Origin of the sequence: Gordonia sp. DT101, assembly GCF_049844895.1 — a bacterium.
In the GTDB taxonomy this organism is placed as follows: domain Bacteria; phylum Actinomycetota; class Actinomycetes; order Mycobacteriales; family Mycobacteriaceae; genus Gordonia.
Window position 1 is genome coordinate 1204120 of sequence record NZ_JBNCLX010000001.1, and the last position, 22308, is coordinate 1226427.

Sequence of the window (22308 nt, forward strand, 5' to 3'; positions counted from 1 at the left end):
TACCGAAGCCGGAAAGCGGCAACGCACTACAGAAGTCTCTGCCGACGCACCCCAAGAACACTGGCGAAGATCTTCACTACGGAGCAAAATCTGGTGGTCTTGCGCTTGCGTCGGGCGTCGCAATGTATGACGTGGTGACCGCGGACAGCGGGGCCGACAAGTGCCGAGCAGCCATCGCCGGACTAGGGGGTGTTGCCGGCGGTTGGGGTGGCGGAGCCCTGGGCGCCGCAGTCCCGATTCCCGGGGTCAATGTGGTGACGGCCGGAGTTCTCGGCGCCGGAGGAGCGTGGGCATTCGGTTGGGTAGGTTCTGAATTGGGTAAGGCGGTCTGCAATTGAGCGGGGAACACGTCGACGGGCTCGCCGGCTGGGACAGTGTCCGAAACAAGACGAAAGTGCTTGTGGTGGTCGTCGTGGCACTCACGGTGTTGGGGCTCTTCTGGGCTTACCATGGCATCCGCGCCATCGGAGATGCCCGACTTGTCTACGTGTTGTTCTATCTCCCAGCTGCTGTGGGCTGTCTCGTCGTAGCAGCGCTCACGACCGTCATCATGCGGCAGCGGCTGAGGAGCTCCGTTGCACCGCGGACGGCTGTCACCGTTGCGTCCGGCGCGATTTCGTTCCAGATGCCCAGGACGCTGGAATGGGGATACTGGGTCGTCTTTGTCCTGACAGTCATCGCAAGCGTGACCCTCGCCGTTGGAATGTGGACGGACGCGTTGACATTCCCGATGAGCTCAGGCTTCGACATGGTTCTGCCGTTTGTCGCTCTGGCACTGGGGTTGTACGGAGCAGTGGCCCTGATCTGGTTTGCGATGGGGTTTGCACGGTTCCCCACAATCGACTGCACGCCTGATGATCTAGTGGTGCAAGGGTTCAAGGCGCGCCAGCAGATTCGTTGGTCAGAGATCGTCGACGTCGAGCCGGTGGCATCGAACAACAATCTGGGACTGGCGATCACCGTCGCTGACGGTGCCCACGCACAGGTCCACATCAACTTCATCGGGCCCCTCGCCCCGGCCCGCCGTGATCTGCAACGGTCGATCACGGTTGCCGCTGACCTTTTCGCTGTCGGCGCCGATCAGCTTCTGGGCTTCCTGCAGTACTACGTGAAACATCCCGACGCTCGTGACGAGCTTGGTGATGGTCGTGCGGTTGAACGGTTGAACGTCGCGGGTTAGCGGTGCCTGGAGTGATACGGACGGGACTTCGTCCGCCAAGGCGAACGCGGACTGATGGGATGGAGTATCCCGCACAGATACTCTTAACAATATGGGACAGCTCAGCTCTCGAATGTTTCGCGGCGTTCTGGCTCCAGCTCTACAATCTCATCGGTCACGTTCCGACGCGCACGCTCTTCCCATCTCTTGTGCCCGTAGCCAGTGTGAAAGATGCTCTGCTGGTTCAGGAGCCCGCGCAACACATCGGCCCGCCCGGGGCGGAAGTACTCGTCGGGAACGCTTGCGTACTCCTCTCGAACCTGCTGTGTATATCGTGCGTAGTCCGCTGGCGCTGCACCGAGTATGGATAGATCCGCATCGCAGAGGGCCGCGGCGTTGCGGTCACCGGGCGTGACGTGGTGAGTGGCTGTGATGCGAACGAGTCGGGTGACCTCGCCCGCAGAACCATGGCCCGCGAGCATTGTCGAAGCCAGCTCCGCTGAGCGAATCTCATTGTCGTGGCCCGGAATATCGTAGACGGCGTCGTGGAACCAAGCGGCCAACCGAACGGGAACGACATCGAATTCGACCGAGGAATCCTGAAGTTCCCTCAGCGACTCCAGCACTCGTCTCAGATGCTCCACGGTGTGGTAGCGGCGTTGCGGTTCACTCCATCTCGAAATGAGATAGTGCCGTTGGGCTTGGTCGAGTTCGGGCTCGAGCAGTTCATCGTCATTCATGGAACTGGCCCTTGGGTAGTCGCGGTCGAGCTGTGTCGGGCCACCCAGATTCAGCGGTGATTACTGTCCAGGTATCCGGAGCCGTCGTGAAGTCCATCCAGCGGCCATGCCCCAGATACAGTGAGTAAAGGTGCTCGTCGGGAAAGTTGCCCATTCGAAGGTAGAGCGGTGTCGTCGAGGTTTCACCGCGAAACCAGCCGACGTCGTCTGGGTCTGGAATGAAAGTCGTCGGAGTGGCCAGCGCGGCCTCGAGATCGGGAACGGTAGTTGCGCGAGTAACCATTGAGGGCCTCCTCAGTCGTCGAGATACGCGGACTTCACTGTCCGAAGCAGCGAAGACCAGCGCTCCGCGGTCTCAGACGCTGTCGTACCAGTGCATTGCAGTAGATAGACGACGTTTCCTCGTTGATAGAGAACATGTTTGGTCACCGCGAATAACCAGCCCGCCGAGTCATCTCGGTAGGAGCCGGCTTGGATGGTGCCACCTTCGTTCCGGTCGGTGATGGGAAATCTTTCGGCTTGTTGCTCTGTCCAGTCCGATAGTCGGCGTGCGTCGTTGAATGCTTCGTCGAGCGCGTCGTTGACATCGACACCGCGATCCACAATGAAACGAGTGAGGACAAGGAAGATATTGTCGCGGAACGACGCCAACGGGGACTCAGGAGCGACAAGTATTCTCAAGTAGCCGAGCTGCCGACCACTCGGATCTTCCTGCCATTCCAATGCCGATGCGTCTATGCGGATGTCGCCGGCAATGGTGCGCGGGTCGATAACTCGTGCCGCCGCTACCGACATCAGCCGCACGCGTTCATACAGACCGATCTCGCTCAATCGAATAGCCCTCCCACCTGTTTCCCAAGAAGGCCACCGATGAGGTCGCCGGCAAGACCGCCGATTACGGCACCTGCGGCGATGCCGACCGGCCCGCCATACACTCCCACCATCGCACCGTACTCGGCTCCCGCCCAGGCACCTCCCACAGCACCAGCCCTGAGCCTGCCGCTTCAGAAATCGTTTCAGTGCCATCCTTGACCTGGTTGTATCCGTCTTACACCTCGTATGCGAGGGCGGCAGGTATCGCCGCCTGTCCTGTGACGTGGGAGGCGGCCCGGCCGACCTCTGGGGCAGCGTCTATGGGGCCGGCGCGAGCGGGCATCCACGACTCGACTTCCTTCGGATCGGGAAGCCTCGCTCAGAATGCGGCGCTTCAAAACAGTGCGAGAGACTTGGGTGAAGCGTCGCGGCGTCCCGGCGCCTCGAGTGGACGTCTCGAATCCGAACAATCACGACATCACCCCGAGCGAGCGGCAAGCGTCTGCTGTACTCACCCTGATTCCATCACTGTTGAAAGCAGCTGACGGGGTCTAGTGTCTGAGGCTTATGTTCACCTTCGATTCGGTTACCGTTCACCTACCGTTCGCCGGCGCGTGACCGTGGCCGAACTCCGTGTCGCGACCATCGACCCTGGCGGGGTCGCCATCGATTCCGCGCGGCCGGCAGTGGTCGACGTGCTCTTCGACGGTGAATGGGTGTGGTCGTTCCAGGCCGAGCGCGACACTCGGAAAGTCCTGCGGCGCACCGTGCACCACTACGCGCCGTGGCCGGAATGCCTGCTCCCGTACCTGCACGGCACGGGCCACGTCACGGTGCGCGAACGGTCGTCGGAGCGCACGCTGTTCGACGGCGACTACGCCTTCGACAGCAGCGACGCCCGTGTGCGTATCGCCGACGGTCAGGGCCGGGCGCTGATCGTCGACAAGGCCGGCGAGCTGCAGTGCGCCTTCGCCGAGCGTGGGCAGGCGACCGTGGATGCGTTGCTCGACGCGGTCGAGGACGTGCTGGCGCGGCTGACAGGTGCGGGGGTGGACGCGTTTCTCGCATACGGTGGTTTGCTCGGCGCGGTTCGTGACGGAGCGTTCATCCCGCACGACTCGGATGCCGACGTCGCCTATCTGAGCACGCACAACGCGCCAGTAGACGTCGCGCGTGAGTCGTTCGCGCTCGAGCGCGTCATGATCGAGGCCGGGTATTGGACGTGGCGGTTCTCCGCTGCCGACTTCAAGGTGATCGTGCCTGACCCGGAGGGCGGCCGGGCGATCGACGTGTTCGCCGGGTTCGTCGTCGAAGATGTCTTCTATCTGCTGCCCGAGGTGGCGTCGGAGACGTTCCGTACCGACATGATCCTGCCGCTGGGCGAGGTCGAGTTGCACGGACGCTACATCACCGCACCCGCCGACCCCGAGGCGCTGCTGGAGATCACCTACGGACCGCACTGGCGAATCCCGGACCCGTCGTTCAAGTTCGAGGCGCCGCAGTGGGTTCGGCACCGTCTCACCGGATGGCTGCGCGGGAACAACGGCAACCACGACCATTGGTGGTCGTTCTACTTCGGACAATCGAATGAGACGGTGCCCATCGAGCCCTCACCGTTCGCCCGCTGGGTCAACGACCGCGAGCCCCTTGGATCGGCGATCGTGGACATCGGCACCGGAACCGGTCGCGACGCCCTGTGGTTCGCCCGTCAGGACCGCGACGTGCTCGGCCTCGACTACATCCCCGCGGCCACGGAGCGGGCCGGCAACATCGCCCGGGCCGAGGAACTGCCGGCGCGATTCCGAACTCTGAACCTCTACGACATCCGACAGGTGCTCGCCCTCGGCGCCGACCTGGCCCACCAGTCGGAAACGCCGGTCCTGTATGGCCGCTTCCTGATCCACGCACTTGAGGATGCCGGTCGGCTCAACCTGTGGCGGATCGCGAACATGTCGCTGCGCCGCGGCGGCAAGTTCTATCTCGAGTTCCGCACCGGTCTCGATGAGAACGCCGAGCACGAGTTCGGCGAACACTTCCGCCGCTACCTCGAACCCGACGCCGTGATCGCCGAGATCGAGGCGTCGGGTGGTCAGATCGAACACTGCGAGGCCGGCCACGGTCTCGCAGTCTACAAACAGGAGGACCCACACGTATGTCGTCTGGTCGCAACGTGGAAACGCTGAAGCAACGAGGCCGCGCAGGCAAGCGCGTGGTCACCGAGCGAATCGACAAGGTCACCTGGTCGTTCACAAAGATGCGTGAGCTGCCCGAGCGCATCAAACAGCTCGAACTCGAAGTCCAAGAGACACAGCGGCTCCACCAGCGGGTCGCCGAGCTCACCGACGTGGTCGCCGAGGTGCTGATTCCCGCAGCAGATCGCGACGACGACAGGATTCGCGAGGTTCTGGCGAAGTACAACGCGACGTCGTTCTGATCCTTTCCGGGCGTAGGACAGTGGTCGCTCTGGAGTCCTTCTACCGCCTGCGCTCAGCGTCGCGAACCGCCTCGAACTCCGCCTGCGTCAGATACTTCTGACAGCTGACGATGAGGTTCCCGACGCAATGTCCAAGGAACGCGAACGCGCCGAAGAACGCCGCACCACTTGCGATTCCGCTTCCCGACGAAGCAGCGTAACCAGCTGCTCCTGCGCCGGCACCGACCCCAATGCGCTGATTGCGCGAGAGGGCCGACCCGAAAGTCATCGGCCGGCCCTCAGCCCTTTGTTCGGGCGTCCGACGCAGAGGCTTCAGCCCGTAGTACAGACTCGCGAGAATCGTCGGGACACAGATGACGAGCAGAGTCACTGACAACCCGGTGTTGTCGCGCAGATGGGTGATGACGAGGTAGAGAAATACACCCACGATGCTGAATGAGAAAGCGCAACCGATCAGCGCGTAGATGACGAAGACCGCTCGTCTGGCCCAGTACCCGAATCCGCGGTTGTGCCAACTCGTTCCCAGACTCTTGATCGATTTGATGGGGAGCCGCTGGTGGTTCTCCACGAAACGATCCTCCTCTCACGCTGGTGATCAGCCCAATAGCTCGGACGCGGAATGATTTACACAGTGGTGATCCACCAGACTGCGAACCAGATCAGGATCGGCAACGACGGGGCCGCGGCGCTGCTGAACGGCACCGAGACACCCAGGTAGGAAAACCGGTAGAAACACGATCGAGAGTGCGACGATGGCGATGATTCCGAACAGGAGACCGGTGGCCACCTGGGACCACCCCACCGGCTGTCGATGTTCTTTCGATGGGGATGTCATTCGGGTCCGCTCTGGGGATACGGCGATCACCCGCGAACCCGTATGGCACAGCAGGTCCTATGTCGAGGCCGACGGCTCAGGCAGATCGTTGATCATGGCGTACCCGATGTATTCACACTTGTTGAAGTCGAGTTGGTCGTCGGAGCCCGCCGTGTTGTCTACGATGTAGGCCATCCGCACGGGGAACGCTCTCATGCCCTCGTGTAACTGTGCGCCCTCCCACAAGGGGGCGATCGCGATGGCATAGATGGTCACGAACTCGCCCGCCTCGTCCTTGCCGAAACATTCTGGCTGGCCGCGGGACCAGTCGAATCCCTCCGGCGGAAGGAAGTTGATCTGCTTCTGCAGGACGGCGAACGCGTAGTCGCGACCGTCTGGGCCAGGAATCTGTCGGTGCAACCGCGCGGTGATGGGAAGGAGGCGCTGCATCTCCTCGACTGCGGAATGGATGCCGCCGCCGAACTGGTCGTAGTCGACGCTTTCCACCGTGAAACGTGCCATGCTTTCAGCCCCCCGGCCTCCGTGTTGCGACGATCCTCATCCTACTGCGACATCGCTTCGTAGTACTCACGTGAGTCCGGACGATGCAACAACACGATGATGCCCACTGCGAGAACGCACATCACGATGTTGGTGCCCATCGTGAAATCGGTGTCGGCGCGTACCGCCGAGAAGAGGCCGAACACCGTGCCCAAGACCGCGAGTGTGGTCGCAGTGCTCCGGGCCCAGGTCTGCCCGCGGGCGTTGGTGCGGGCCATCCAGATCCACAGCCCGACCGCAATCGCGCTGACGGCGATGACAATTGCGACTCCGGCGCCGAGACCCGTATCGACTGAACTTTCCAGATCTGTGTCGGTGAGTCCCGAGCCCCGCGCATGCTCGGTGCGGACATTCAGCGCCGACGTGTTCATGGCGGTGAGAGCAGCGACCAAACCTGCGATCTGGACGACGGCGCCGAAGTACATCAGACAGATCGCGCCGACCAGTGGGACCGGAAGCTCACGATCCGACCCGGAGGCCATCGACCCAGCTTGTGATGGACGCCCCGGCATCCCAGAATTCATGCCTGAGAGCGTAGCGTTCGCGGATGTTCCCAGGTCGACGCGCTCACGAACATCATCCGGCCAGGCCGAGTTCCTCCCACCGGACGGCACGCACCAGCCATCCCATGGAAACCGCGTTCTGCACGCGGCGTCGTTCCTCGCGCGACATGTCCTCGCGCCCTGAGTCGACGGTCGGAGGCGGTGGGGCACCGCGGAGTAGTCGGTCGAGGTTCTCGCCGACGTGGTGGATGCGGTTGATTCGCGGCATGTTCGGGGGTCCAGTGCCGTCGTTGTTGAGAGTCCACGCCGGCCGACCGGTGTCGGGGCCTTCGCGGACGATGTGGGTCGTCCACTGTCCGACCTTGGGGCCGACCATCCGGTTGTGTTTCGGACACGCCCCCGGCGAGGTCCGAGACGTCTGTCCAGCCTCCGTCGGCCCAGTCCCGTTCAGCGTGATGGATTTCCAGGCGGGTGAACGGCTGTGTGCATTCAGGGCAGGTGCATCCGGCGCCGTCCCGGGCGAACAGCGCGAATCGCTGCGACTGGTTGGCGAGCCGCTGAGCTTCGCCGAGGTAGAGAATCTCAGGGCTGTGATCGGCGAACACTGCCAGATGATGTTTCACTTGCGCACCGAGGCGAGCAACGGTTGCCGGATCGAAGTCGCGGGCATGCTGCGCCAGCTGGGACTCGGCGGCGACCTTGTCTTCGGAGGAGGCCGACGATGGGATGTGGCGCAGCGTCTTCAGGATCATCTCGACGTGGTCGGGGCCGATGGCTCCCTCGGCCAGCGCTGCGGCGGTGGCGGGACACGCAGGAGGAAGCAGTTCGCCTTGCATCGAAAACATCTGTGCGACGGCTTCCATGTGCCGTCGGCGTTGAGTCGGGTTGGTGATCCGCAACCTGGCGGCCATGAATGCATGCAGCCTCGCCGATGACGCGGGCGACGCCACGGCAGCACATGACGCGAACGCGCTGTTGCACCAGCTGCTGGTGACGGCATCGCACAACCACGCGTTGGGGGAGATCATGTCTCCCATCCTGTTTCGCGTGCAGTGGCTGGTCCGGCAGATCCCGAACCCGCACACCGTGTCACACGATCATCACGAGTTCGTCGAGGCCATCGCCGCCGGAGACGGTGAATTGGCGGAGTCGCTCGCCAGGGAGCACGCGGAGCGGAACCGGACGACGACGTTGGAGGCGATGTTCGGGGCGGGGTGAGACGTCATTCGTCAGAGAAATCGGGCATTGGGATGTCCTCGGCGCCTGGGATTCCCTCGGAAAACGTCGTGTTGAGCTCACGCCATGTCAGGTTCAAGAGGAACGATGCTGCAGTGTCGGTCGAGTCGGTGAAATAGAATCGGCCTGGATCGTTCGCCATAAAGTACCTCGTCGCTGGCTCAAACCCACTGGGGTTTGGCTCGGATGACTGCAGCCACCCCGGCGCGAGACCGCGATTCAGCCATTGCAGGTTCACTACAGGAATTGCCGATGGTTTGTAGAGCATTCGCGTTATTTCGGCGACATTTGCACCCACGAAATACTTTGTGGCATCGTCGAAATGGCCGAACCAGCAACTTGGCCGGTCTGGGCGGATGTCCTTCCGGCTCCTTCCGGAAACCCGCAGACTGTAACTGCCGTGCTCGTCGAGAATCGAGTAGTCGGTGTAACCCTCGGAATCCTCTGCACTTCCAGGCCCGCGAGGAATCATCAGCCGTTCGCCGTCGAGGTAAGGACGCTCGTACAGCGGGGCTTTGGTTGTGAGTCGTCCGTCGCTGGCGAGCATGACCTGAACCGCATTCCAGTAAGTCATTGCGCCGAGGAAATCGGTTAATCCGGCGAACTCATCCATTGTTCTCCTAAAGTCCCACTAGTTTCGAGGAGCTTCTGAAATCACTCCGCTACGGAGCAGTTCCGAAACCCGCACCTGTTCACCAGTGGATTTCTCGATGACCACCCATTGATGACCGCCGCCGGGATGGCCAAACTCTGCCGCGATCGCGCCGTCGCGAATCTCCCACTCAGGTTTCACAGGTACTCCTGTCGCGACGTATTGGTGATAGTTCGCAGCAACTCCAGGCGGTAAGGCTCGAGCACCATAGGAGTCACCTTCTTGGCCGAGAAACTTTCCTGTCGGTTCACCAATGCGATCCAGGTGCGTCCCTGCTGGAATGCTGTCGGACACATCGTAGTCCCCCGCAAATCCGTCGTTTGGCGGATAGTTCCAAGTTTCTCTGGCGTCGTCCCAGTACCGATCCAGAACCTGCTGCGGCGTGAGGTTCCGGTATGGATTGTTGGCGACGGCGTCGTCGATGATGCTCTTGGGGACACCGCCCTCCTCCAATGATTTGCGGAGGAAATCCGGGTCCACCGCGCGTTTCAGCTCATCGCGAGCCCAGTCCGGCATCTTGTTGAGGGCCATGGCGAGCTCCTCGGCACGGACCGAACTCCGCGACAGGTCCATGGAGAACATCGCAGCGCGCGAACCCATCAGGGCGCCGAGGTCGCTGACCGCGGCGCTGGCCGGATCGATCACATATATCAAGGGCCGCACCACCTGGGCCGCAGTGGTCGCAAGAGTTCGGATGATGGTGGCGATCCGAGCGCCGGTCTGGGTCGCCTTGGCCACTCCGGCAGCCGTGGCAAGCACATCACTGAGCCCTGCGGTCACCAGGGTCAGTGCGATACCGAGGATTGCAGCACCGACCAGCTCGCAAGAAAGCTCCTTGACCTCGTCGGCGATCTGCTTCCTGGTATCGCGGACATGTGTGGCGTAGCCGTTGCACAGCTTGGCGACGGCATCGCACGAGTCGGCGATCCCGCCGAGGTGTTGCTTGATCAGACCAGCCTGATCCTGCGCCGGCCCGACCTCGGCTGAGCGCTCACCCGCAATATGTGCGATCGCTGATTGCACGGTCGTCTGGTGTTTGCGGAGGTCGGAGGCGGCGCGGGTCCATGCGTCACCCGCCTGTTCGAGCTTTCCCGGATCGCCGTCAGGGAAGATCTCGCCCTGGATGAACTCCTCGAGCTTCTCCCAGTTGCTGGGTTCTCCAGGTCCGCCGTACGAACTGCCCGCCGATACCGTTGGCAACGTCTCGAAGTTCTTGGGGTTTCCCGACGGATTGGTCGGCGTGCACACACCGATGGCGTTGTTGACGTTGTTGTGGTTCAGTGCCGATGCGTCGAGTAGCTCGGCCATCTTTCCGCATGCATTGCCCATGAGAGCAATACCGGCCAACAGGCTCTGTCCGCCGTTGACGGTCTTGTCGTAACTCTGGGCAAAAGTGCGGCCCGATCGATCACTGCCGGCCATTTGGCCCGACGAACCCAATGTGAGGTACAGGCGGTCCAGGGTGTCACGGATATCGGCACGAATGTTTTCAAACGCCTTGGCGGAGTCCGCAAAAGACGTTGGACGCACCGCGACGACGGGAGCGGTCACGGCCACATCCTTCGATGTAAGTCCTGCACCCCGTGGAAGGCGGCGTGGGAATGCGCGGTCGCCGTGCGGATGTCGGCGATCGCCTCCCGGATCTCCGATGCACCCTCTCTCCATTGCTCGTGGGCTTCTCGGTGGGCCTTGGCGCCCTTACCGGTCCAGGACACATGGAGGTCATCGATACGTTTATCGAGCGCCCGCACACGATCCTCGACGTTCTTGACGAACTTGCTGAGATCCTCGGTGAACTTCTCGACCTCGTTCAGGTCGATGCGGTACGAGTCCTCGGACGTCATGAGAGGTTCAGCAGGGGAGGTGACTCGACATCCTCGATCACCCTGGTGTTCGAGGCCTCTTGCTCCGCATATGTCTGCGCCGCCTCGACGAGCGCGCGGCCCATCGAGTCCAGGCTCGTCAACACATGTTCGAAACCATTGCGGCAGTGTGCCCACGGCTCGGCGTAAGAGTCCGCCGCAATGCCATGCCAACTCGAGCCGAACAGATCCTCTGCCTGTTTCGCGATCCGAGACCACCCGTTGGCGATGTCGCCATGGAGTTGCGCAACAGCATGAGAAGTTGCGCGCAGTCGCTCGAGATCCGCATCCAGGACCATCGCTCCCCCAATCGACGGAGCACGACGTTACCACGGCGTTATCTCGTCGAATCCGGTGTGGCCCATCGATGTCCGGTATGGGATATAGGTCGCTTTTGATCGGATTGGCGGGCGGGTGCCTGCCCGCGCTTCACCTGCCCTCGCCGAGCCGCGTCGCCAGCGACTGTGCCAGAAGGGTATTCGTCGTCTCTGTGAGCGTGACACGCGTGGCCGCATCGGCGAGGGCGCGCAACTGGACCAGCGTGAGCGTCACCTCGGTGAGTCGGTCGTCGTCTGTGCTGCCCGCCGTCGGAACCGCGAGTGCTTCTGCGGCACCGATCATCGCCTGGCCCAACTCCTCGAACGCAGGTGCGACCTGTTCGATGACGTCGATGACCGCCGATGCGGGCCTGGTCGCGGTGATCAGGGGCAGGATCGTGTCGAGAAGGGCCGGTTCCTCGACGATCACGTTATCCGCGGAGTGGATGGTGATGAGCTTGAGGCGCACCAGACGGTCGGCGTCGGCGGCATCGACACCGGCCTCGGCGAGTTCGGTAAGGGATGTCGAACGTGACGTGGGTGGTTCCTGGATGTCGGTGAGTTCGGTTTCGAGTCCGAGGACGTCGACGATCTGTCTTCCGCTTTGCCATGCTGTGATCAACTCGTCGATGTGGGCGATGGTGTATCCCCGTGACAGCATCGAACTGATCAGCGCGAGCCGCGATACGTGGCTGTCGGAATACAGCGTCACACGTCCGACGCGATGGGGCGGTGGCAGCAGGCCGCGCTCTCGATAGACCCGGATGTTCCGGGTCGTGACGCCGGAGATCCGGGCCAGGTCGTCGATGCGATACCTCGACACGGCGGGCTGGCCGAATGCCTGTCGTGTGGCGTTTGCCAGCAGTCTGGTGATGGTGGCCTCGAGCTCGCGCGACTGTTTGCCCACGTAGCGAGGGGTGGCCGACATGTGCTCGATCAGTGTTGCCAGATGAGCCATGCGCGCTGACGATGCTCGGGCCATCGCTCGTCACCTCCGCCTTCGTGCTGTGCATCCGCGCCGCGGCCGACGCCCGGTAATCACACTACGCAATGTGCCATTGACAGATGGCGGGATTGGTGATGCGATTCGACTGTGACGGAGACCTCATCTGCATCACGATGGGCGGCCTGGCTGGCGCGACGAACCTTGCGCCCGTTCGCCGAGGTGCTGCCTACCGGATCTGTGCAAGTCCACACGTCGCGTGCCATCGTGGCGGCCGCGATGCTGATCGGCTGCCCGCCCCCGCACAAGGTGACAGTCGACAGGCTTGCCACCGGAACCTTCCGGGGAGAGTGGGTCTACCCCGCCACCGCGAAGGAGTCGCGTCAGGTCATCCTGTACGTCCACGGGAGCGGGTATGCGATCTGCTCGGCCCGTACCCATCGCGGGATCGCCGCCCGACTTGCGCGCCTGACCGGGATGCCGGTCTTCACCGTCGACTACCGATTGGCTCCGGAACATGCGTTCCCGGCGGCCGCCGACGACGTCGAGGCAGCGTACGCGTGGCTGCAGGACATCGGCTACCGACCGCAGAACATCACGGTCGCGGGCGATTCGGCGGGCGGGCATCTGATCCTGGATCTGTTGGCCGAGAACGTTCGTCGAGGCCGTTCACAGCCGAGGTCAGCGGTGTTGATGTCCCCGATCGTCGATCTGACTCTGGGGCTTGCCCGCCGGCGCGAGCGGGAAATCGGCCCCGACCCGTTGATATCGGCTCGGGCCGCACGGCGACTGGTCCGTCACTACACGGCAGCACATCCCGATGACCTGCCGCGTCTGAAGCTCACCCTCGACCGCGCCGACGATCTGCCGCGGACACTCATCCAGGTCGGCGGAACCGAGATGCTCGCCGCCGACGCGGCGGAAGCTCAGCGGATGATCCTGGATGCCGGCGGGACATGCGAACTCCAGACGTGGCCGGGCCAACTGCATGTGTTCCAAGCACTTCCGACGCTGATCCCGGAGGCGACACCCGCGTTGGCCGAAGTCGCCGCATTCATCACACGGCCTTTCGAATCATCCAGTGATTCCGACCAGGACGTCATCGAGGAAGGGGACACGCGAAACCATGACAGCCAAGCGATCGTATGACGCACGCGCGGTGGTCACCGGTGCCGGCAGCGGAATCGGGCGGGCATTTGCCGTGGAGCTCGCTCGACGCGGCGGGCGCGTGCTGTGCGCCGACATCGATATTGACCGCGCCACCGAGACGGTTCGGCTGATCGATCAGGCCGGGCGTGGACAGGCCGCGGCCATATGCTGCGACGTTGCCGATGCCGACAACATGCATGCACTCGTTGCGCGGGCCCGCGACCATCTCGGTGGTCCGGCCGACCTGATGATCAACAACGCCGGCGTCGGAATTGGTGGCCGAGCGGTGGGCACCATCGGCATCGACGATTGGGAGTGGGCACTCGGGATCAACCTTCGCGGAATGGTGTACGGCTCAGAGCTGTTCCTGCCGCAACTGCGCGAATCCGGGCGCGCAGGGCTGATCAACGTCGCATCCGCAGCTGCGTTTTCCGCGGCGCCCGGGATGGGCGCCTACAACGTCGGCAAGGCCGGTGTGCTGGCGTTGTCGGAGACCATCGCCGCGGAGGTGTCAGGGAGCGACATCGCGGTGACCGTCCTGTGTCCGACATTCGTCCGAACAAACGTCGCCGCCGACGGCAGGATCACCGGCGAGGCGATGAAGGTGGCCGAAACCCTGATGCGTCTGTCCGGTCGATCTCCGGAACAAGTGGCGCGGCAGACCCTCGACGCCAACGATCGGGGCCGCCTCTACGTGATGCCCCAGATCGACGCCAAGGCGATCTGGCTGTTCAAGCGACTGGCCCCGCGGACCTACACCTTCGGGGCCGGTCTCCTGCAGCGGTTCCTACCCGACCTCGTGTCGACAGAGGTCGATGACCCCATCCCGGAAGGAGTGTGAGATGCCCATCGTGCTCGAGGACATGTTGCAGACCATCAAGGACCGACAGTGGGCGCTCGGGGACGTCGACTGGGAGGCTCCCGGTGCCGATCTCATCACCGAAGAACAGAAGCCAAAGCTCAAGGCCTTCATGGCTGATCTGGTGTGGATCGAGAACGTCGGGGCCCGCGGATTCGCCGCCCTGGCGAAGAAGGCCCCCGACGACACCCTCGCCGAGATCTACCGCTACTTCCACGCCGAGGAACAAAAGCACGCCAACGCCGAGCTCGCTCTGATGCGAAGGTGGGGGATGCTCGAGGATGACGAGGTTCCCGAGCCGAACGTCAACATCCGGCTCGCGATCGAATGGCTCGACACCTTCGCCGATCACATGTCGCTGTCCGTGTTGGGCACCGTGATCCCGATGCTGGAGGTCGCGCTCGACGGTGCACTGCTCAAGTTCCTCCTCGAGGAGGTCCAGGATCCGGTGTGTCACGAGGCGTTCCGGAAGATCAATGCCGACGAGTCCCGACATCTCGCCGTCGACTTCCATGCCCTCGACATGATCGGCAACTCACGGCTGCGCACACTGATCATCGAGACGGTCGGTACCGTGGCCTCGCCGGGTGTCATCATCGGCGCGCTGATGTACGTGCCGCTGCTGAACAAGATGCGCGACAACATCGTCGACATGGGACTCCAGGAGGAGCGTCTGTACGAGGCGATGAAACGGTTCAAGAAGAACGGGGAGCGCGGCAAGGGGACCCGCCTGCTCACCTATCAGGTGCTGAAGTATCACGCTGGCTGGGTCATCAACCGCGACAGTCCGTATCACTATTTCGCGGATGCCATGGTCCGGGTGACCGATCACTATCCGCGTTTCCTGTTGCGGCCCCAGCCGACCTGGTCGAAGGAACTGACCTACGAGCCGGTCGCATGAGCACGGGAGGCGTGACCGACGAGCGGCCCGTCGACACCACCACGCTGATCATCGGCGCCGGGTTCGCCGGCATCGGCACCGCGATCCGACTGCTTCAACAGGGACACGACGACCTGGTGATCCTCGAACGGGATGTGCGGCCGGGTGGAACCTGGCGGGACAACGACTACCCGGGTGCCGCCTGCGACATCCCGTCGCGACTCTATTCGTATTCGTTCGCTCCGAATCCCGAGTGGACACAAACATATTCGGGAAGTCGCGAGATCCTGGCGTACATCGACAGCATGATCGCCGACCACGGACTCGACCGCTACATCCGGTACTCGCACCTGGCGACCGCGATGGAGTTCGACGAAGCGAGCGGTACGTGGCTCGTCGATGTGGCCGATCGCGAGCCGATCATCGCACGCTCCGTCGTGGTGGCCTCGGGGCCGCTCTCGACGCCGGGCTATCCCGACATCACCGGCCTCGACGACTTCGCCGGGCATCGGATGCATTCGGCGGCATGGGATCACGACTACGATCTGGACGGAAAGAAGGTCGGCGTGATCGGCACCGGTGCCAGTGCCGTCCAGCTGATCCCAGAACTGGTGCGCGCCGACGCCGACGTCACGGTCTTCCAGCGCACACCCGGGTGGGTGCTGCCGCGCCTTGATCGTCGTGTCTCGGGGATGACCCGACAGTTGTACCGTTCGCTGCCGTTGACGCAGGCCACCGCGCGCCGACTGTGGTTCGCGGGACATGAGTCGGTGGCACTGGGCGCCGTGTGGAACTCGCCCTTCACCCGTGTGATCGAAGCCGTGGCCAAGCTGAATCTGCGCGCGCAGGTGAGCGATCCATGGATGCGACGCCAACTGACGCCGGACTTCCGGGCCGGTTGCAAGCGTCTGCTGATGACAAATGACTACTACCCTGCCCTGCAGGCAGACAACTGCACCCTCGTGACCTGGCCGATCGCACGGATCTGTGAACACGGGGTGCGGACCGTCGAAGGTATCGAGCGCAGGTTCGATTGCCTCGTGTTCGCGACAGGTTTCGAGGTGTCGAAACAGGGCACGCCCATCCCGATCCGAGGCCGCGACGGGCGGGTCCTGGCCGACGAATGGTCGGGCGGCGCATATGCCTACAAGAGCTTTGCGGTCTCGGGCTTCCCCAACCTGTACTTCACCTTCGGCCCGAACTCCGGCCCGGGCCACAACTCTGCGTTGGTTTACATGGAAGCCCAGATCGACGCCATCGTCACCGCGATCTCGATCATTCGCGACCGTGGCCTTCGGCTTCTCGACGTGCACCGGCCGGCACAGGAGGGCTACAACAGGTCCATCCAGAAGCGGCTTCAACACACGACCTGGAACTCCGGCTGTCGCAGTTGGTACCTCACAGCCGAGGGATTCAACGCCACGATGTACCCAGGGTTCGCCACCCAGTACATCTCTCAGATGAGGACCGTCGATTTCACCCGGGACTTCCGTGCGGTCGCCGCAGACGCCGTGCCGTCGACGCGGCCCGTCAAGTCCGGGACGCCGACGTACCGAGGTTGACCTCCAGCACGGTACCGGTGGTGAGCCCCGGGTCGTCGACGAAGTACATGACGGCACGGGTGACGTCTTCGGGTTCGAGCCATGGCACACCGAGCGGGCTGAGACCGGCGAACACGGGCTTCGCGTCGTCGGGGGTCGGGTCGTCCAGGTCTGGCCGGAACCGCCGCAGCGTCGTCTCGTTCATCACCATCGGCGTCGCCACCGACGACGGGCATACCACATTCGCGGTGACTCCGTGCGAACCGACCTCCAGGGCAACGGATTTGATGAATCCGATGATGCCCCACTTGCTGGCCGAGTAGTGCGAGAGATCCTTCATCCCACCGCGGCCCGCACCCGACGACACCCCGATGACACGGCCGAATCCGTTGGGCTTCATGGCGCGAACAGCGGCCCGGACGCAATGGAAGGTGCCGGACAGGTTGGTGTCCAGCATGTCGGTCCACTGTTCGTCGCTCATGTCCTCGAGCGGTACGAACGCGCAGATCCCGGCGTTGGCGACCAGGATGTCGAGACGGTCGTGGTCGGCGACGATGCGTGCGACCAGGTCTGTGACCGCACCCGAGTCCCTGACGTCGAGGTGCGCGCCGGTCGCCCGGCCACCGCCTTCGACGATCTCGGAGACCGTCGCGTCGAGCTCCTCGGGAGTCGCCAGCGGGTAGTTGACGGTGGTCACCTGCCGCACACTGTCGGTGACCACCACGTGGGCGCCCGCCGCGGCCAGCGCTCGAGCATGCGCACGCCCCTGCCCGCGCGCACCGCCCGTCACCCATGCGACGCGTCCGGAGAGATCGGTCATCGTCATTCCTCGAATCCGTAGACGCGTGCCGCGTTGCGGCGGTAGAAGCGGTCCTGCTCGTCCGGTGTCGCGGCGCCGATGATGGAGTCCAGTGACTCCACCAGCTCGGCGTAGCGGCCGGCCATGTGCTCGATCGGGATGTTGCTGCCGAAGATCACCCGATCCCAGCCGAAGGCGTCGACAGTGGTTTCCACCCATGGCCGCAACGCGGACACCGACAGATCGGCCGTCGTCATCCCGAGCCCCGACACCTTGCACGACGCACGCGAACGCTGGGCGCAGTCGGCGATGGCCCGATGCCAGTCGGCGCGCGCGTCGTCATCGACACCGGCGGGCCAGCCCGTGTGCTCGAGCACCACCTCGAGATCCGGGTATTCGCCGATCGTTCGCAGCCAATCGTCCATGGTGTCCGGATGGGTGACGAGGTCGAAGATCAGTTCGTGGTCGTCCAACCAGTGCAGGATGGTCCGTGCCGTCGACGATTCGGGCAAGAGGTCGTACAGCACCCGGATGCCGCGGAAATGCGGCGTGAGGGCCAGCTGAGCCTCGAGGTCGGCGAGGACATCGGCCTCGGGCAGCGCCGGATCCACTGTCCCGACGAATCGCATGTCGACGTCATGGTCACTTGCCACGGTGCTCACCCACCGCAACTCGTCGAGATATGCGCGCGGGGCCGTGACGGCGGAGACGTGCACGAACTTCTCCACCGGGAACGATCCGGCCGCCTTCGAGTAATTGTCGAGACCGAAGTCGGAGTAGAGCTCGGGTTGGCCCAGACTCTCGGCCATGGCCTGGAGGCCGGGGTACCACGGGTGGTTCAGATCCCAGAGGTGGACGTGAGCGTCGACGACGTGATCAGGCATGATGCCATCGTCGCGCCCAACCGGACCAAACCACCAACACCCATTGGCTATCGATCTAGCATCGAGCGATGCTAGATGTTTCGCTGCGAGAGCTGGAGTACGTCGTCGCGGTCCATCGGGAACGCAGCTTCACCCGTGCCGCGCAGCACCTGCACATGGCGCAACCCGCCCTCAGCCAGGCGATCATCCGGCTCGAGCGACGCTTGGGTGTCATGCTGTTCGAGCGCACCAGCCGGCGGGTGGATCCGACCAGAGCGGGCGACGAGCTGGCCGCGGACGCCCGCGACATCATCGACCGGGTCCGAGTCGCCGTCTCCCGAGCGACCGGGACACCGCGACACGTGCTCACCGTCCACGTCAGTGAGCCGGCGCTGGAGACCCCTCGTCGATTGCTGGCCGCGCTCCGCGCCACCAAGCCGGACCTGTCGGTGCATCTGACGACGTTGCCCCGTGCGTTGACCGGTGACGACGCGGCGCGAGCGCAGCTGTCGCTGACGATAGGCGGCCCGTTGGAGGTGCCCGGCGCGATGAGTGAGCCGATCCGCATCGAACGAGTCGGTGCGTTGATGACCGACGACCACCCGCTCGCATCCGCTGGGACCATCGCCCCCGACGACCTCACGCGCCACCCGGTGGTCTCCATCGATGACCAGTTGAGTCGATGGAATCGATGGGTGACCGACTGGCTCGGCATCCATGGATGCCAGCCACGCTGGACGACGTCGGCCGTGTTCGGCATCGTCGCCGGCAGCGACATGGTGACCGACGGAGAAGCCCTCTTCATCTGTCTGGAATCGGTGGCGGCCGATGTCCGCGACGGATTCGTATGGAAACCGTTGACACCTAACGCCACTGCCACGTGGCATCTCAACTGGGTGGGTGGACGGCAGGATTCGGGAGTGCTCCATGAGGGTCTGTCCGCAGCACGCGGATACGCGCTCACCGCGGGCTGGGCGGGTCATCTGATCGGTTGAATCATCTCGGATTTCGGCCCGATGGGTAACGGGAGGCAGCGCATCGTCGTATACCCGAGTGAGAACGATGCGTCCCACAGAACGCACGCTCCGCACCCACCTGTGCCTGCTGTCACGGGTGGCCGCCACATCACGAATCGAGCCTGATCATGTCCGAACCGTCCCAGGTCCCGCCGACTCCCTCGGACCCCGCGCTGCCGAACCAACCCGCGCACCTTCCGCCCCCTCCCGTTCAACCCCGTCCGGTTCCGCCCGGCCCGGGTTCGCAAGGTCAGGTGCCGATGGTCGCGCCGCATCCGGTACCTGTCGCGTCCGGGCTGGCGATGAAGCGTCGCAACCCCTTCGCGGTCTGGATCGGGCTGCCGTTGATCACACTCGGTATCTACCTTTACGTGTGGTACTACAAGATTCACAAGGAGATGGCGGAGTTCGATCGACGACGCCAGATCCCGGTCGTCGGCCCGATGCTCGTGATGCTCCTGCTCGGCTGGACCGTCATCGGACCACTGATCAGCTACCACAACGCGGGTGCGCGAATCCGAAACGCGCAAGTCGCCGCCGGACTTCCCGCCACCTGCTCGCCGACCCTGTGCTGGGCGTTGGCCTTCCTGTTCGGGACGAATCTTCTTTACATGCAGTTCGAACTGAACAAGGTGGTGGACCGTTATGCCGGCGCCCCGCCGCACACCACTGTTCCTCTGTTCGTCTGACGCTCCGGACGCCGATGGCGTCGGGCCGCGGGTAGCGGTGAGTCTGCGTAGTGCATGATCTCGTGGCAACCCTCGTCATCGGCGGGTGCGTCGCGAGCGCGGTGTCCGTCACACGCTGCAGGGTGCCGCCCTCGCGGGTGGTCCACCCGACGGTATCCACGATGCCGTGGGTGGTGCGGAGGCCCCACAGCTTCTCGATGATCCGCCCGGAATGCGGCTGGGTGCAGCCGGATTCATCGGTGCACCGTAGTCGTTGCTCGTGCCGGTGATGCTGTAGGCGAAGGCGTCGGTCTGCGCAACGCCCGTGGCCTACGCACCGCAGGAACATCGGCCGGACTCCTGTCCTATCGTGAACCCATGACGTCTCTCGACGAGCTCACTCGCCGCCTCGACCACCTCGACCGGGTCGAGGCGATCAAGCAGCTGAAGCATCGGTACTGGCGCGCCTGCGATGGCAAGGACCCCAACGGGTTCCGGGATTGCTTCGTCCGCAGCGGCGCCCGCATCGACTACGGTCCGCTCGGTGCCTACGACGACGCCGAACCGATGGCGAAGATCTTCGGGCAGGTCGCGCTGCATCGGGTCGACGGCAAGTACGTCATCTTCGACATGCACCACGGCATGCATCCCGACATCACGCTGACGTCTGACTCCACCGCGACGGGCAGCTGGACGCTGAAGTTCCGTCAGGTCAATCTGCTCGATCGCACCGAGACGATCATGACGGGGGAGTACGACGACGAGTACGTCGTCGAGGACGGCGAGTGGAAGATGTCGGCCAGCGCGCTGACCGAGCGGTGGTCGATCCGCAGGCCGCTCGGCGACGACGCGGAGTTGCGACCGGGAACCTTCGCCGGGTAGGCCTCAGTGCACGTCGAGCATCAGAGCACTTCAAGCATCAGAGCGCGTCGAGATGCTCCACCGCAGCGATCGGATCAAGGCTGTTGGGCTCGAGTCCTTCGTTGACGAGTCGTGTCGTCTCGGCCTGTACCAGCTCGTTGACCGGGGTCGGTACCCCGTGCAGTCGGCCGAGAAGAACGATCTCGCCTGACAGGTAATCGATCTCGACGTCACCGGCGCCGCGGGCGACGCTCTGCCAGGTGGAGCTGACGAGGCTGTCCTCGCCGGTGTCGCGCCGGATGATGTGGTCGCCGCGTCGTTCCTGGTCGTCGGCCGCGCTGACCACATCGATGCCGGCGGCGTCGAGGACTGTTTCGCCCTCGATGCGGGCGCGGCGCATGAGCTCGCCCAGGGCATCGTCGCCTCGACGGTAGGTGGCGTCCACGCCGTTCCCGAGGTTCAGGATCAGCTTGCGGTACTTCCACGCCATGATGTCGTGCTGTGTCCGGGACTCGAACGACGCCGCGCGGAGATGTGTGGAGATGGCCTCGGCGACATCGTCGGTACCGGTCGGGAAACGGCCGACGTCGAGGATGCCGGGTTTGGCAGATGACCCCTGCACCACGACGCCCGGTTCGAGATGTGTGGCCGGCAACATGACACAGATCGAGTAGGTGTTGGGGAAGCGCCGCAAGATCGCCGGCTCGTTCGCGACGCCGTTCTGGGCGGACACGATCGGCGTGGTCCGTGGTGCGTGCGCCTGGAGGTCGTCGAGCGCAGCAGCAGTCTGCTGTGATTTCACGCAGAGAAAGACGACGCAATCGTCGGTCCACTCGACCTCCGAAGCATTTGCCGCCGCGGTGATCATCTGGCTGATTCTGCCGTCTGCCGTGTCGAGGACCAGTCCGCGATCCCGGATGGCCTGCAGGTGCGCACCGCGGGCGACCACCGTCGTCGGACTCCCCGAATGGAACAGGTGGGAACCGATCACACCGCCGACGGCGCCGGCCCCGTAGATGACGAAATGCATGGCACCCAGGTTAGGCATGGTGGGCGCGATGTCGAAACGCGCAGCCGCTCGAGCCTTGACGTCAAGCGCACTTGAGGTCCTAACGTCGGTGCGATGAGACCGCAAATGCAGCCGCCGCTGGAACAACCCATCGGTTTCTGGACGATCCGCGCAGGTGAGGCGATCCGATCACGGATCAGGTCGCGGCTCGCGGAGGTGGGCGTCTCCCAGCACGAGTGGTGGGTCCTGCATCAGCTGTCCCGGTACCCGGGGGGAGTCGATGAGCAGCAACTGGTCGAGACGATCGGACCGAACGACACCGATGAGGCGATTGTGCGGACCATCGACGTCGTGGCCGAGAAGGGGTGGGTCACGCGGCGCGAGGGAATGGTGATGGCCACCTCGGCGGGCGCCGAACGATTCACGGTGGCCGCCGAGGCCCAGAACGAACTGGGGGTCGAACGTCGACGAGGCATCTCCGACGAGGAATACGAGATCGCCATCACGGTTCTCCAGCGCACCATCGCGAACGTCGGGGGCGACGCCTGGCATTGGTGACCGATCGGGGAAAGTGTCGTGCACAGGCAGGCGTCGGTCACACTCGACATCAGTGATCGGCGACAGCGAAG

At 63.8% G+C, this 22308-nt stretch carries 26 protein-coding genes and 1 pseudogene; 12 read left to right on the forward strand and 15 right to left on the reverse strand.

What is annotated here, in order from left to right:
- Nucleotides 1–334: 334 nt before the first annotated feature.
- Complete coding sequence (locus tag ACLQ3I_RS05715) at nucleotides 335–1180, forward strand: hypothetical protein (protein WP_425800478.1); 846 nt, start codon at nucleotides 335–337, stop codon at nucleotides 1178–1180.
- A 101-nt stretch (nucleotides 1181–1281) separates the two neighbouring features.
- On the opposite strand, the gene ACLQ3I_RS05720 is transcribed toward ACLQ3I_RS05715, so the two are convergent.
- Complete coding sequence (locus tag ACLQ3I_RS05720; protein WP_425800480.1) at nucleotides 1282–1899, reverse strand: HD domain-containing protein; 618 nt, start codon at nucleotides 1897–1899, stop codon at nucleotides 1282–1284.
- A gap of 294 nt (nucleotides 1900–2193) precedes the next feature.
- Nucleotides 2194–2730 (reverse strand): LpqN/LpqT family lipoprotein, encoded by a 537-nt coding sequence (locus ACLQ3I_RS05725; protein ID WP_425800482.1) that lies wholly within the window; start codon nucleotides 2728–2730, stop codon nucleotides 2194–2196.
- A 596-nt stretch (nucleotides 2731–3326) separates the two neighbouring features.
- Here ACLQ3I_RS05725 and ACLQ3I_RS05730 point away from each other — a divergent pair.
- On the forward strand, nucleotides 3327–4895 hold the full coding sequence (locus ACLQ3I_RS05730) for a LicD family protein (RefSeq protein ID WP_425800484.1): 1569 nt from the start codon (nucleotides 3327–3329) through the stop codon (nucleotides 4893–4895).
- Nucleotides 4883–5146 (forward strand): DUF6752 domain-containing protein, encoded by a 264-nt coding sequence (locus ACLQ3I_RS05735; protein WP_425800486.1) that lies wholly within the window; start codon nucleotides 4883–4885, stop codon nucleotides 5144–5146. Before ACLQ3I_RS05730 ends, ACLQ3I_RS05735 begins: the two co-directional genes overlap by 13 nt.
- A gap of 40 nt (nucleotides 5147–5186) precedes the next feature.
- Here the strand turns inward: ACLQ3I_RS05735 and ACLQ3I_RS05740 are convergent, their stop codons facing one another.
- The 5 genes and pseudogenes from ACLQ3I_RS05740 to ACLQ3I_RS05760 form a co-directional block, all read right to left on the reverse strand.
- On the reverse strand, nucleotides 5187–5714 hold the full coding sequence (locus tag ACLQ3I_RS05740; RefSeq protein WP_425800488.1) for a hypothetical protein: 528 nt from the start codon (nucleotides 5712–5714) through the stop codon (nucleotides 5187–5189).
- Nucleotides 5715–6038: 324 nt separating this feature from the next.
- Entirely contained in the window at nucleotides 6039–6482 is a 444-nt protein-coding gene (locus ACLQ3I_RS05745; RefSeq protein WP_425793400.1) for a hypothetical protein, read from the reverse strand.
- 41 nt (nucleotides 6483–6523) lie between these two features.
- The gene (locus tag ACLQ3I_RS05750; protein ID WP_425793402.1) at nucleotides 6524–7003 is read right to left on the reverse strand and encodes a hypothetical protein; all 480 of its coding nucleotides are present in this window, start codon (nucleotides 7001–7003) and stop codon (nucleotides 6524–6526) included.
- A gap of 94 nt (nucleotides 7004–7097) precedes the next feature.
- Nucleotides 7098–7400 carry a hypothetical protein gene (locus ACLQ3I_RS05755; protein ID WP_425800754.1) on the reverse strand — a complete coding sequence of 101 codons (303 nt, stop codon included), beginning with the start codon at nucleotides 7398–7400 and terminating at the stop codon, nucleotides 7098–7100.
- Nucleotides 7401–7698: 298 nt separating this feature from the next.
- Nucleotides 7699–8052 (reverse strand): annotated as a pseudogene (locus tag ACLQ3I_RS05760) (DUF222 domain-containing protein); the annotation flags it as partial.
- Between ACLQ3I_RS05760 and ACLQ3I_RS05765 the strand changes: the two are divergent.
- A complete protein-coding gene (locus tag ACLQ3I_RS05765) occupies nucleotides 7934–8242 on the forward strand; it encodes an FCD domain-containing protein (RefSeq protein WP_425800490.1) in 309 nt (102 codons plus the stop codon). The pseudogene ACLQ3I_RS05760 and the gene ACLQ3I_RS05765 sit on opposite strands and share 119 nt — an antisense overlap.
- Nucleotides 8243–8246: 4 nt before the next feature.
- Here the strand turns inward: ACLQ3I_RS05765 and ACLQ3I_RS05770 are convergent, their stop codons facing one another.
- The 5 genes from ACLQ3I_RS05770 to ACLQ3I_RS05790 all read right to left on the reverse strand — a co-directional run bounded on the left by ACLQ3I_RS05770 (nucleotide 8247) and on the right by ACLQ3I_RS05790 (nucleotide 12049).
- A complete protein-coding gene (locus tag ACLQ3I_RS05770; RefSeq protein ID WP_425800492.1) occupies nucleotides 8247–8873 on the reverse strand; it encodes a hypothetical protein in 627 nt (208 codons plus the stop codon).
- Nucleotides 8874–8891: 18 nt separating this feature from the next.
- Complete coding sequence (locus ACLQ3I_RS05775; protein WP_425800494.1) at nucleotides 8892–10463, reverse strand: TNT domain-containing protein; 1572 nt, start codon at nucleotides 10461–10463, stop codon at nucleotides 8892–8894.
- Entirely contained in the window at nucleotides 10460–10756 is a 297-nt protein-coding gene (locus tag ACLQ3I_RS05780; RefSeq protein ID WP_425800496.1) for a WXG100 family type VII secretion target, read from the reverse strand. The genes ACLQ3I_RS05775 and ACLQ3I_RS05780 overlap by 4 nt, the downstream gene beginning before the upstream one ends.
- Nucleotides 10753–11073 carry a WXG100 family type VII secretion target gene (locus ACLQ3I_RS05785; RefSeq protein ID WP_425800498.1) on the reverse strand — a complete coding sequence of 107 codons (321 nt, stop codon included), beginning with the start codon at nucleotides 11071–11073 and terminating at the stop codon, nucleotides 10753–10755. Before ACLQ3I_RS05785 ends, ACLQ3I_RS05780 begins: the two co-directional genes overlap by 4 nt.
- 130 nt (nucleotides 11074–11203) lie before the next feature.
- On the reverse strand, nucleotides 11204–12049 hold the full coding sequence (locus ACLQ3I_RS05790; RefSeq protein WP_425800500.1) for a MerR family transcriptional regulator: 846 nt from the start codon (nucleotides 12047–12049) through the stop codon (nucleotides 11204–11206).
- Nucleotides 12050–12184: 135 nt separating this feature from the next.
- Here ACLQ3I_RS05790 and ACLQ3I_RS05795 point away from each other — a divergent pair, with 135 nt between their 5' ends.
- Genes ACLQ3I_RS05795 through ACLQ3I_RS05810 form a run of 4 tightly spaced genes read left to right on the forward strand, consistent with a single transcriptional unit; the run spans nucleotide 12185 to nucleotide 16484 of the window.
- The gene (locus tag ACLQ3I_RS05795; RefSeq protein ID WP_425800502.1) at nucleotides 12185–13183 is read left to right on the forward strand and encodes an alpha/beta hydrolase; all 999 of its coding nucleotides are present in this window, start codon (nucleotides 12185–12187) and stop codon (nucleotides 13181–13183) included.
- Nucleotides 13161–14024 carry an SDR family NAD(P)-dependent oxidoreductase gene (locus ACLQ3I_RS05800; RefSeq protein ID WP_425800504.1) on the forward strand — a complete coding sequence of 288 codons (864 nt, stop codon included), beginning with the start codon at nucleotides 13161–13163 and terminating at the stop codon, nucleotides 14022–14024. The genes ACLQ3I_RS05795 and ACLQ3I_RS05800 overlap by 23 nt, the downstream gene beginning before the upstream one ends.
- Nucleotide 14025: 1 nt before the next feature.
- On the forward strand, nucleotides 14026–14943 hold the full coding sequence (locus tag ACLQ3I_RS05805; RefSeq protein ID WP_425800506.1) for a ferritin-like domain-containing protein: 918 nt from the start codon (nucleotides 14026–14028) through the stop codon (nucleotides 14941–14943).
- Entirely contained in the window at nucleotides 14940–16484 is a 1545-nt protein-coding gene (locus ACLQ3I_RS05810) for a flavin-containing monooxygenase (RefSeq protein ID WP_425800508.1), read from the forward strand. Before ACLQ3I_RS05805 ends, ACLQ3I_RS05810 begins: the two co-directional genes overlap by 4 nt.
- Here the strand turns inward: ACLQ3I_RS05810 and ACLQ3I_RS05815 are convergent.
- Together ACLQ3I_RS05815 and ACLQ3I_RS05820 are read right to left on the reverse strand one after the other, a co-directional pair.
- The gene (locus ACLQ3I_RS05815) at nucleotides 16453–17283 is read right to left on the reverse strand and encodes an SDR family NAD(P)-dependent oxidoreductase (RefSeq protein ID WP_425800510.1); all 831 of its coding nucleotides are present in this window, start codon (nucleotides 17281–17283) and stop codon (nucleotides 16453–16455) included. The genes ACLQ3I_RS05810 and ACLQ3I_RS05815 overlap by 32 nt on opposite strands.
- A 2-nt stretch (nucleotides 17284–17285) precedes the next feature.
- Nucleotides 17286–18146, reverse strand: coding sequence for an amidohydrolase family protein (locus tag ACLQ3I_RS05820; protein ID WP_425800512.1), 861 nt, complete (start codon nucleotides 18144–18146; stop codon nucleotides 17286–17288).
- Between the two features lie 68 nt (nucleotides 18147–18214).
- Between ACLQ3I_RS05820 and ACLQ3I_RS05825 the strand changes: the two genes are divergently transcribed.
- The 3 genes from ACLQ3I_RS05825 to ACLQ3I_RS05835 all read left to right on the forward strand — a co-directional run bounded on the left by ACLQ3I_RS05825 (nucleotide 18215) and on the right by ACLQ3I_RS05835 (nucleotide 20691).
- Nucleotides 18215–19120: a LysR family transcriptional regulator gene (locus tag ACLQ3I_RS05825; protein ID WP_425800514.1), complete on the forward strand. Its 906-nt coding sequence runs from the start codon at nucleotides 18215–18217 to the stop codon at nucleotides 19118–19120.
- A 281-nt stretch (nucleotides 19121–19401) separates the two neighbouring features.
- Nucleotides 19402–19830, forward strand: a complete 429-nt coding sequence (locus ACLQ3I_RS05830) for a DUF4234 domain-containing protein (protein ID WP_425800516.1) — start codon at nucleotides 19402–19404, stop codon at nucleotides 19828–19830.
- Nucleotides 19831–20187: 357 nt separating this feature from the next.
- On the forward strand, nucleotides 20188–20691 hold the full coding sequence (locus tag ACLQ3I_RS05835; protein WP_425800518.1) for a nuclear transport factor 2 family protein: 504 nt from the start codon (nucleotides 20188–20190) through the stop codon (nucleotides 20689–20691).
- Between the two features lie 37 nt (nucleotides 20692–20728).
- On the opposite strand, the gene ACLQ3I_RS05840 is transcribed toward ACLQ3I_RS05835, so the two are convergent.
- Complete coding sequence (locus ACLQ3I_RS05840; protein ID WP_425800520.1) at nucleotides 20729–21700, reverse strand: ketopantoate reductase family protein; 972 nt, start codon at nucleotides 21698–21700, stop codon at nucleotides 20729–20731.
- A gap of 93 nt (nucleotides 21701–21793) precedes the next feature.
- On the opposite strand from ACLQ3I_RS05840, the gene ACLQ3I_RS05845 reads away from it, so the two are divergent.
- A complete protein-coding gene (locus tag ACLQ3I_RS05845; protein ID WP_425800522.1) occupies nucleotides 21794–22237 on the forward strand; it encodes a MarR family winged helix-turn-helix transcriptional regulator in 444 nt (147 codons plus the stop codon).
- Nucleotides 22238–22308 lie beyond the last annotated feature (71 nt).

What these genes read in the sequence shown, in the direction of transcription:
- ACLQ3I_RS05720 (WP_425800480.1), bottom strand. Translation starts at nt 1,899, where the DNA reads ATGAATGACGATGAACTGCTCGAGCCCGAACTCGACCAAGCCCAACGG.
- ACLQ3I_RS05745 (WP_425793400.1), bottom strand. Translation starts at nt 6,482, where the DNA reads ATGGCACGTTTCACGGTGGAAAGCGTCGACTACGACCAGTTCGGCGGC.
- ACLQ3I_RS05750 (WP_425793402.1), bottom strand. Translation starts at nt 7,003, where the DNA reads ATGGCCTCCGGGTCGGATCGTGAGCTTCCGGTCCCACTGGTCGGCGCG.
- ACLQ3I_RS05755 (WP_425800754.1), bottom strand. Translation starts at nt 7,400, where the DNA reads ATGGTCGGCCCCAAGGTCGGACAGTGGACGACCCACATCGTCCGCGAA.
- ACLQ3I_RS05765 (WP_425800490.1), top strand. Translation starts at nt 7,934, where the DNA reads ATGAATGCATGCAGCCTCGCCGATGACGCGGGCGACGCCACGGCAGCA.
- ACLQ3I_RS05770 (WP_425800492.1), bottom strand. Translation starts at nt 8,873, where the DNA reads ATGGATGAGTTCGCCGGATTAACCGATTTCCTCGGCGCAATGACTTAC.
- ACLQ3I_RS05780 (WP_425800496.1), bottom strand. Translation starts at nt 10,756, where the DNA reads ATGACGTCCGAGGACTCGTACCGCATCGACCTGAACGAGGTCGAGAAG.
- ACLQ3I_RS05785 (WP_425800498.1), bottom strand. Translation starts at nt 11,073, where the DNA reads ATGGTCCTGGATGCGGATCTCGAGCGACTGCGCGCAACTTCTCATGCT.
- ACLQ3I_RS05790 (WP_425800500.1), bottom strand. Translation starts at nt 12,049, where the DNA reads ATGGCTCATCTGGCAACACTGATCGAGCACATGTCGGCCACCCCTCGC.
- ACLQ3I_RS05800 (WP_425800504.1), top strand. Translation starts at nt 13,161, where the DNA reads ATGACAGCCAAGCGATCGTATGACGCACGCGCGGTGGTCACCGGTGCC.
- ACLQ3I_RS05805 (WP_425800506.1), top strand. Translation starts at nt 14,026, where the DNA reads ATGCCCATCGTGCTCGAGGACATGTTGCAGACCATCAAGGACCGACAG.
- ACLQ3I_RS05810 (WP_425800508.1), top strand. Translation starts at nt 14,940, where the DNA reads ATGAGCACGGGAGGCGTGACCGACGAGCGGCCCGTCGACACCACCACG.
- ACLQ3I_RS05815 (WP_425800510.1), bottom strand. Translation starts at nt 17,283, where the DNA reads ATGACCGATCTCTCCGGACGCGTCGCATGGGTGACGGGCGGTGCGCGC.
- ACLQ3I_RS05820 (WP_425800512.1), bottom strand. Translation starts at nt 18,146, where the DNA reads ATGCCTGATCACGTCGTCGACGCTCACGTCCACCTCTGGGATCTGAAC.
- ACLQ3I_RS05825 (WP_425800514.1), top strand. Translation starts at nt 18,215, where the DNA reads ATGCTAGATGTTTCGCTGCGAGAGCTGGAGTACGTCGTCGCGGTCCAT.
- ACLQ3I_RS05830 (WP_425800516.1), top strand. Translation starts at nt 19,402, where the DNA reads ATGGTCGCGCCGCATCCGGTACCTGTCGCGTCCGGGCTGGCGATGAAG.
- ACLQ3I_RS05835 (WP_425800518.1), top strand. Translation starts at nt 20,188, where the DNA reads ATGACGTCTCTCGACGAGCTCACTCGCCGCCTCGACCACCTCGACCGG.
- ACLQ3I_RS05840 (WP_425800520.1), bottom strand. Translation starts at nt 21,700, where the DNA reads ATGCATTTCGTCATCTACGGGGCCGGCGCCGTCGGCGGTGTGATCGGT.
- ACLQ3I_RS05845 (WP_425800522.1), top strand. Translation starts at nt 21,794, where the DNA reads ATGAGACCGCAAATGCAGCCGCCGCTGGAACAACCCATCGGTTTCTGG.